This is a genomic window from Arenibacter sp. F20364 (assembly GCF_023015905.1).
Classification (GTDB): domain Bacteria; phylum Bacteroidota; class Bacteroidia; order Flavobacteriales; family Flavobacteriaceae; genus Arenibacter.
This window is the reverse complement of record NZ_JALKBD010000065.1, coordinates 1-7,155: the sequence shown is the minus strand read 5'-3', so window position 1 is coordinate 7,155 and position 7,155 is coordinate 1. Positions and strand designations below refer to the sequence as shown.

Sequence of the window (7,155 nt, the reverse complement as noted above, 5' to 3'; positions counted from 1 at the left end):
TCTAGTGAACGTGTATGGCTTACCGCAATTTTGAAGAATAAGATTACGGACCATTACCGTAAAGTAAATACTCAACAGGGTAAACTTTGGCATACAGCCATACGCCTTTCCGATTACCCGTCCTGGCAAGGCTTGGAAGGTTCCTACAACAGCCGAGACGACAATGATGTAATGAAATTGCTTTATGCGAGTGAGTTGGATACAGTGCTGAATTCGGGCCTTGAGTTATTGTGCAAACAGGAACGAAAAGTTCTTAAGATGAAAATTAATGGTTGCAGCACCAAGGAGATTTGCAGTACTCTAGGTATCACCGAGGTGAATAGTTGGGTGGCATTGAGCCGCGCACGTAAGAAAATAAGACATTACCTCAACAGTAATTGGTATGACGTTGCTTAAATTCATTCCATGAAACATTATTGGCTAGACATGCAATTGATCTTTTGCCGGTTGGGCATAGTCTGCTTAGACTTATATAGGCAGTATAGAAATAAATATCGGGAAAATACGGAACAAAAAATACAGAATTATGAGTGACCAAAAATTGCCTATACCTCCTTTTACGGAGGAATCGGCCAAAATAAAAATAAAATTGGCGGAAGATGCCTGGAACAGCCAGGACCCCATTGCAGTTTCCTTGGCCTATACGGTTGACAGCGAATGGCGAAACCGTTCACAATTTATTACTGGGCGTGCCGAAATTCAGAAATTCCTAGCCGATAAATGGCAAAATGAGCTGGATTATCAACTTAAAAAAGACTATTGGACACATTCCGATAATAGAATCGCCGTGCGGTTTGAGTATGAGTATCGAAATAAATCCGGCCAATGGTTTAGGGCTTACGGGAATGAGAATTGGGAATTTAATGAAAATGGACTGATGCGAAAGCGTTACGCAAGTATCAATGATATGCCTATAAGCGAAAACGAGCGTCATTTGTAAGTTTTCGTCGTCATGGGTATAGTTGGTTCTACAGGAAGGTAAGACTCCTAAAAAGTTTAGTTGCCGAACGGGAAAAGCAATTTTCAGACATCCTGCAAAGATTACCAAAATACCCCTTGTTCCATGACCCTAATTTTGAATTGAATCAATAAATATTAATAACAAATTTTAAAGACAAATGATTATGAATGCAACAATTTTCACTAAAAGTATAAAGAGCCTTTACATCTTAACTTGTTTCCTTTTCCTAGGGATGGGATCGCTAGTTGCTCAGTCACATAGCTACAGCACAGATGATAGTATGATTGCCCTTAATGGCTACAGCTCGGTATCCTATATTGACGATGGTAAGGCGCAATTGGGAAAGAAAGAGTACAAGGCCACCCATGATGGGCTTACCTATTATTTTGTTAACAAACGGCAGTTGGAGATGTTTAAGGCGAACCCAGCTAAGTATAAACCACAATATGGTGGCTGGTGTGCTTTCGCAGTTTCTCTGGGAGGGAAATTTCGACCGGAACCCAAAAGTTTCCGCATTGTTGATGGAAAGCTCTATATGTTTACCGTTAACGTGGAAGGGGACTTTGTAAAGGTTTGGGAAAAAGAAGGCAAGGGGAAGCACATTGCCCAAGCCAATAAGAATTGGCGAAGCATGGCGAAGTTTAAAACTTTTACTCCTTGATGATTATTAAATTATAAAATACTGCAAGAGCCGCTTCAACTGACTTCACAACTCCTCTCTCCGATCAGATCCAGTAAAGCGGCTCTTTCCTTTGTATTACGAACTCTTATAATACTCCGAAACCCATGCCATAAATCACAAGGCTGCCAAACAGTAGGTAGCCTTGTGATTTATGGATATTTGGGAACAATTCTCTTTTTTCATGTCGTGATCGCCAGCCATATTTTTTACAGATGACCCTATTTACAAGGGTTTGCCATATTGGCAACAGTATTGGACAATTGTGGCTGTGCTCAAAGGAATATAATGACAGAGAATTATTGCAGTAAAATTTCCGGGCAAGAGTAAAGAAATTAGATCGAAATACTAGTACGTAATCAATTACAGTCCCTTTGATGAGTATTCCAAAATAAAAGCCAATCAATAATGATTGGCTTTAATCCATGCTGGGAGCGTATTCCAGAGCTATATATTCTCCAGTAATACCGATGTTTTATAGGTTCAATAAGACGAAGTTTTCTTGTTCTGATCTTTTTATGATATCAGGCTTGTGATTGAACGTCTACCGGCACTTCTCTTTTATACTTCATTAGTAGGGTAGTGCAACCTCACAACGCCCCAAAATTTAACTCCATAATCGAGATTTTAGCCTGCCTACGACAGGCAGGTGCTCCAACGCTTGCTTGCCCGTTCTGTTCAGGCAGACTTTAAAATCCAAAATAAGGTTCCTATCAAACCCTTGGGGGCCTGCCTTTGTCGGTAGACAGGCCTGCCCCGAGGTAGTTTACTATAGATCTCTGTCCTAAGAAGAGGAGGTGACTGACGATATGTAGATTCCTTGATTATTGACTAAAGATCTCGGATCAGTCGAATCATCTGATGGGTAAATCCCCATTCATTGTCATACCATGCCATGACCTTTAAAAGGTCACCATCCACGACCCTGGTCATATTAAGGTCCACTATAGCTGCATAAGGACTACCTATGATATCCGATGATACCAGAGCTTCCCGGGTAGTGGACAGCACTTCGTGATAACGCTCTCCACGAGCTTCCAATTCCAGGATTTCATTAATTTCCTCAGTGCTTACTGGGCGTTTTGTAACGAAGGTCATATCGGATATGGAACCTACCTTTACAGGAACCCGCACTGCAACTCCATCAAACTTGCCAACAAATTCAGGAAGAGCCTTGGTAGTGGCAATAGCTGCACCCGTACTGGTGGGTACCAAATTATCGGCCGCAGCTCTTCCCATCCGGAGATTTTTTGGTGATGCACTGTCCATAAGACTTTGAGAGGCCGTATAGGCATGAATGGTTGTCATTATGGCCTTTTGGATGCCTACTGTACGTCCCAGTATTTCAACAATAGGACTGATGTTGTTTGTGGTACAGCTGGCGCATGAAAAAATGTTGGATTCCCCTCCTGAAGAATTCACACCGTGCACGACGGTAGGAGCGTCCTGGCTTTTGGTAGGTGCCGAAATCACAACGGTCCCAGCTCCGGCCTGCAAATGCAATGCAGCATCTTCCGATTGTGTAAAAACACCTGTGCTTTCAATGACTACGTCTATATCGTATTCCTTCCACGGAAGGTCCTTGGGATTCCGCTCACTGTGATAGCGAATCTTTTGACCATCCACTATTAAGGAATCTTCAGAGAACGAAACCTCTCTCTTATAGGGGCCATAAGTGGTATCATACCTGAGCAGATAGGCAAGGTTTTCTATAGGTAGAATGTCGTTTACTGCCACTAGGGCGAAATCTTTAGAGTCCAAGATTACTTTGAGGGAGGCCCTACCAATTCGGCCCATCCCGTTAATAGCTACTTTTTTCATTTTTATATTTATTTAGTTTGTATTCCAATTCTTTTTTGCGTGTTCGGCGCAGTACTGCAACCTGGTGAATATCTTCGGAAGCATACCTTTGAACAAGGTATTGAGTGCACTTTAAGTCAATTGCCTTGATCTCGAATAAAAATGCCCTCACCACTTTGGACATAAAGTCCGGCACACTTGAAGCAGTTATCTACTTTATATTTTTATATTCTACTCTGGCCTCTCTATATTTTACACATGTCCTTCAAGGGTAAGCCATGAGAAACTATAATGCTTTGAGTTTTCGGAAAGGTATTCTACCTACTTCCATTTTTCACAATGGCCTCGCTCTTATTGGATCCAAATGGGGACACTAGCAACTTCACCATTGGGGTAATAACAAAAAATCCAGGTTTTTATATATCTATTTCAATTGCCATTTGTCTATTTAGTATTCCTTTTCCACCAGCCATTAAACTTTTTATTTCTCCATTTTCAATTCGTAGTTTAACGCTTATCAAACTTTGAGAAGGTTCTTTCATATATTTTCCTTGTTGAATTTGAAAACTTCTTTGCTTCATCTTCAAAATGTCAAATAAATAACATCCAAGCGGTCCAGCGGCCATTCCTGTTCCCGATTCTTCCAATATTCCGTAACGTGGGCCAAACATCCTTGTAGTAGCGTCATATTCCGTATCAGTAGAGAACGCGTAATAGCCAATTAAATCGAATTCATCACTGATTTCGCTTATCAAGTCAAAATCAGGGGTTAATTTCTTTAAAATTTCATTGTTTTTAATAGGAACGAGTATAAATGAATTTCCCGTATTTACTATTTGAATTGGAGCCTTTGGTAAAAGGTCGTTTTTTTCTAGTCCTAAGGATTTTAGAATTAAAGTTTCCTTATGGCTTAGGTCTGTATATTTAGGAGCCAATTGTTCCATAAATGCTAGATCTCCAATTATTTCTATTTTCCGTTTTCCATCTATGGTTTCTTTTGAAGAACTGTCATTTTTTAGAGTGCCTATTTGTTTTAAATATGAAAATGTGGCTACTGTAGCGTGTCCACAATGTGCTATTTGTTTTTTGGGTGTAAAGAAGTCCAATTTAAAGTCTTCAGTTTTGGACTGTGAAACAAAAGCGGTTTCTGATAATCCTACTTTTTTAGCAATTTCAAGCTTGCTTTTATTGGATAAGGCATCTGCGTTTAAAACAACACCTGCTGGATTTCCGCCTTTTCCGTTTTCTGCAAAAGCGTTAAGGATTTGTACTATAACTGTTTTTTTTGAACTATCCATTTCTATTTTTTTTATGTTGTATAAGTTGGACGTTACTATTTGGAAAAAGACGTAGTTAATTTTAATTATTTATGTAATCCAGTAATTTACCTGTTCTATCCGATTCAACATTTGGACAATCCAAAATGCTTTTTTTTAAAATCTCTTTGGCTTTTTGAACTCTTGATTTTGTCCCGGAATATGATATTTTTAAATATTCTGCCAGTTCTTTTTGAGAATAGTCCTTAAAGGCGGTTAAAAGAATGGCTTCCTTATGTAGTGAAGAAAGGTTTTCTATTTTCTGATTGATACAGTTGGTTAGTTTTGAGTACTCAAAATTTTCGATATCTACTTCTGGAATATCTAAAGCATTTACTGATATTTTTTTATCGTTTACTTTTCTGAAATGGTCAATAATGGTGTTTCTGGTAATTTGGTAAACCCAAGAGGTGAATTTAGAGGTATGGTTCAATTGATGGATTTTGGTTTGAACTTTTAAGAAAACTTCTTGACGAATATCTTTTGAGATTTGTTCATCTTTTACTTTGCTTAAAATGAACTTATAAAGTTCTTCATTTAGGTCAATCCAAATGGTATTTATTTCAGCTTTCATATTTCTATTTCTCTATTTGCCTATAACATATGTATCTGGCGTATGCTGTGCTTTAAAATTAAGGAGGATGGCCTCTTTATCTAATTGTACCGATATGGTTTAAATATGGTGTTCCAATCCATTTCCTTAGTGTCGATTTTGGGTTATACCTAACATTTCTATGCACAATTTTACATTGGAAATTGATTTGAAGTATAATAAGGTCAAGCCTCAATGGCTATTTGCATTAAATTTCTAAACCTCATTAAAATGTCCTTTGCAAAAAGCCTATTACTTCTTAGAAAATTCCGGGTTTAGGAAAAAATGTCCATTCACTTGCGTGGATAGTCCATTTTCTAGCCAACTATATCGTCGCAACTTTGTTCCATAGAATAAAGTCTAACATTTTAATTTAATAAAACAATGAAAAATTTATTTAGAACATTAGTAGTATTTACTGCTGGAATCAGCAGTTTATTTGCCCAATTGCCAGAGCCTGGATTTGTAATAGACGGGAATACGGCAATAGTGATCACTGATCCACAGAACGATTTTTTGAGCCCTCAGGGAGTGGCTTGGGGAGCCGTGGGAGAAAGTGTTAAGGAGAACAATACCATTGAAAATTTGGAAACGATTTTCAAGTTGGGGGAAAAACACGATATCCCCGTTTTTGTTTCCCCACATTACTATTATGAGCACGACCACGTATGGAAGTTCGAGGGTACCTTGGAAAAATTGATGCACAATATTTCCATGTTCGATCGCGGGGATCAGCTAAACGTTAAAGGGTTCGAAGGATCTGGAGCGGATTGGTTGCCCAGATATAAAAAGTATATCAAAAAGGACAGAGTGGTTGTTACAAGTCCACATAAGGTATTTGGTCCGGAGTCCAATGATCTAGCACTTCAATTGAGAAAGCAAAAAATAGACAAAGTGATTTTGGCCGGTATGTCCGGTAATCTTTGTGCCGAATCCCATATGAGGGATCTTATTGAAGCCGGATTTGAGGTTGCTGTAGTTGGTGATGCAACGGCATCGGCCAAATTACCTGGTCTGGACGGAAATCAGGCTGCCCAAACCAATTACAAAATGGTTTCAAGCAAGGTTTTCACAACCCAAGAACTCGTTAAAGAACTTGGTAATCATATGATGAAAAAGTAAGGCCATATAAAATATTAGGTTGATTGTGTTTAGGGGGTTGGATATTTAGGTATCTGGCCCCTTTTTTTGTATTTGGCTTTCCGGTTCAAAAAGGATGTTGAACCCAAAGAAATTCACTTGTTACGACTAGGGAAAAATGTCCATCTACTTGCGTGAATAGTCCATTTTTTCACAAGGTATATCAACGGACCTTTGTAAAGTCAATAATGACATATAACTTAAAATTAAAAATTATGACACGTTTAAAAGCACTTGATCCACAGGAAGCAACTGGTAGATCTAAAGAATTATTTGATGGCATACAAGCCAAATTGGGAATGGTTCCCAATATGATGAGAACTATGGGCAATTCTTCCGCTGTATTGGAAGGATATTTAAATCTCGGGGATGCATTGGGCAAAGGAACTTTGGGCGGAAAATTGGGAGAGCTGATCGCTTTGGCCGTAGCTGAGGACAATGCCTGTAACTACTGTTTATCTGCCCACTCCTTTATTGGTGAGAAATTGGCCAATATAGATACGGATTCTTTGCAGCTGGCTAGGGAAGGTAAAAATAACGATCCCAAAGTAGAGGCTGCACTGATCTTTGCTAAGTCCTTGGTACAAAAAGGTGGAAGGGTAAGTAATTCGGATGTTGAAGCTATTAAGTTGGCCGGGTATACTGATGGTGCCATCGGAGAAATTGT

The 7,155-nt window shown here is 39.0% G+C and carries 8 protein-coding genes; 5 read left to right on the top strand and 3 right to left on the bottom strand.

What is annotated here, in order from left to right; all coding sequences use genetic code 11:
• From MWU84_RS23335 to MWU84_RS23325, 3 genes are all read left to right on the top strand, one after another.
• The coding region (locus MWU84_RS23335) for a sigma-70 family RNA polymerase sigma factor (protein WP_246906394.1) at positions 1-396 on the top strand (396 nt) is incomplete at its 5' end.
• A 130-nt stretch (positions 397-526) separates the two neighbouring features.
• Entirely contained in the window at positions 527-940 is a 414-nt protein-coding gene (locus MWU84_RS23330; protein ID WP_246906393.1) for a nuclear transport factor 2 family protein, read from the top strand.
• 184 nt (positions 941-1,124) lie between these two features.
• Positions 1,125-1,622, top strand: a complete 498-nt coding sequence (locus MWU84_RS23325) for a YHS domain-containing (seleno)protein (protein ID WP_246906392.1) — start codon at positions 1,125-1,127, stop codon at positions 1,620-1,622.
• An 849-nt stretch (positions 1,623-2,471) separates the two neighbouring features.
• Here MWU84_RS23325 and gap read toward each other — a convergent pair.
• The 3 genes from gap to MWU84_RS23310 form a co-directional block, all read right to left on the bottom strand.
• The gene (gap, locus tag MWU84_RS23320; RefSeq protein WP_246906391.1) at positions 2,472-3,461 is read right to left on the bottom strand and encodes a type I glyceraldehyde-3-phosphate dehydrogenase; all 990 of its coding nucleotides are present in this window, start codon (positions 3,459-3,461) and stop codon (positions 2,472-2,474) included.
• A gap of 395 nt (positions 3,462-3,856) precedes the next feature.
• Complete coding sequence (locus MWU84_RS23315) at positions 3,857-4,738, bottom strand: PhzF family phenazine biosynthesis protein (protein ID WP_246906390.1); 882 nt, start codon at positions 4,736-4,738, stop codon at positions 3,857-3,859.
• A 61-nt stretch (positions 4,739-4,799) separates the two neighbouring features.
• A complete protein-coding gene (locus MWU84_RS23310; RefSeq protein WP_246906389.1) occupies positions 4,800-5,330 on the bottom strand; it encodes a sigma-70 family RNA polymerase sigma factor in 531 nt (176 codons plus the stop codon).
• A 402-nt stretch (positions 5,331-5,732) separates the two neighbouring features.
• Here MWU84_RS23310 and MWU84_RS23305 point away from each other — a divergent pair, with 402 nt between their 5' ends.
• Together MWU84_RS23305 and MWU84_RS23300 are read left to right on the top strand one after the other, a co-directional pair.
• Positions 5,733-6,470 carry a cysteine hydrolase gene (locus MWU84_RS23305; protein WP_246906388.1) on the top strand — a complete coding sequence of 246 codons (738 nt, stop codon included), beginning with the start codon at positions 5,733-5,735 and terminating at the stop codon, positions 6,468-6,470.
• Positions 6,471-6,703: 233 nt separating this feature from the next.
• A partial coding sequence (locus MWU84_RS23300) for a carboxymuconolactone decarboxylase family protein (protein ID WP_246906387.1) occupies positions 6,704-7,155 on the top strand: 452 nt, incomplete at its 3' end.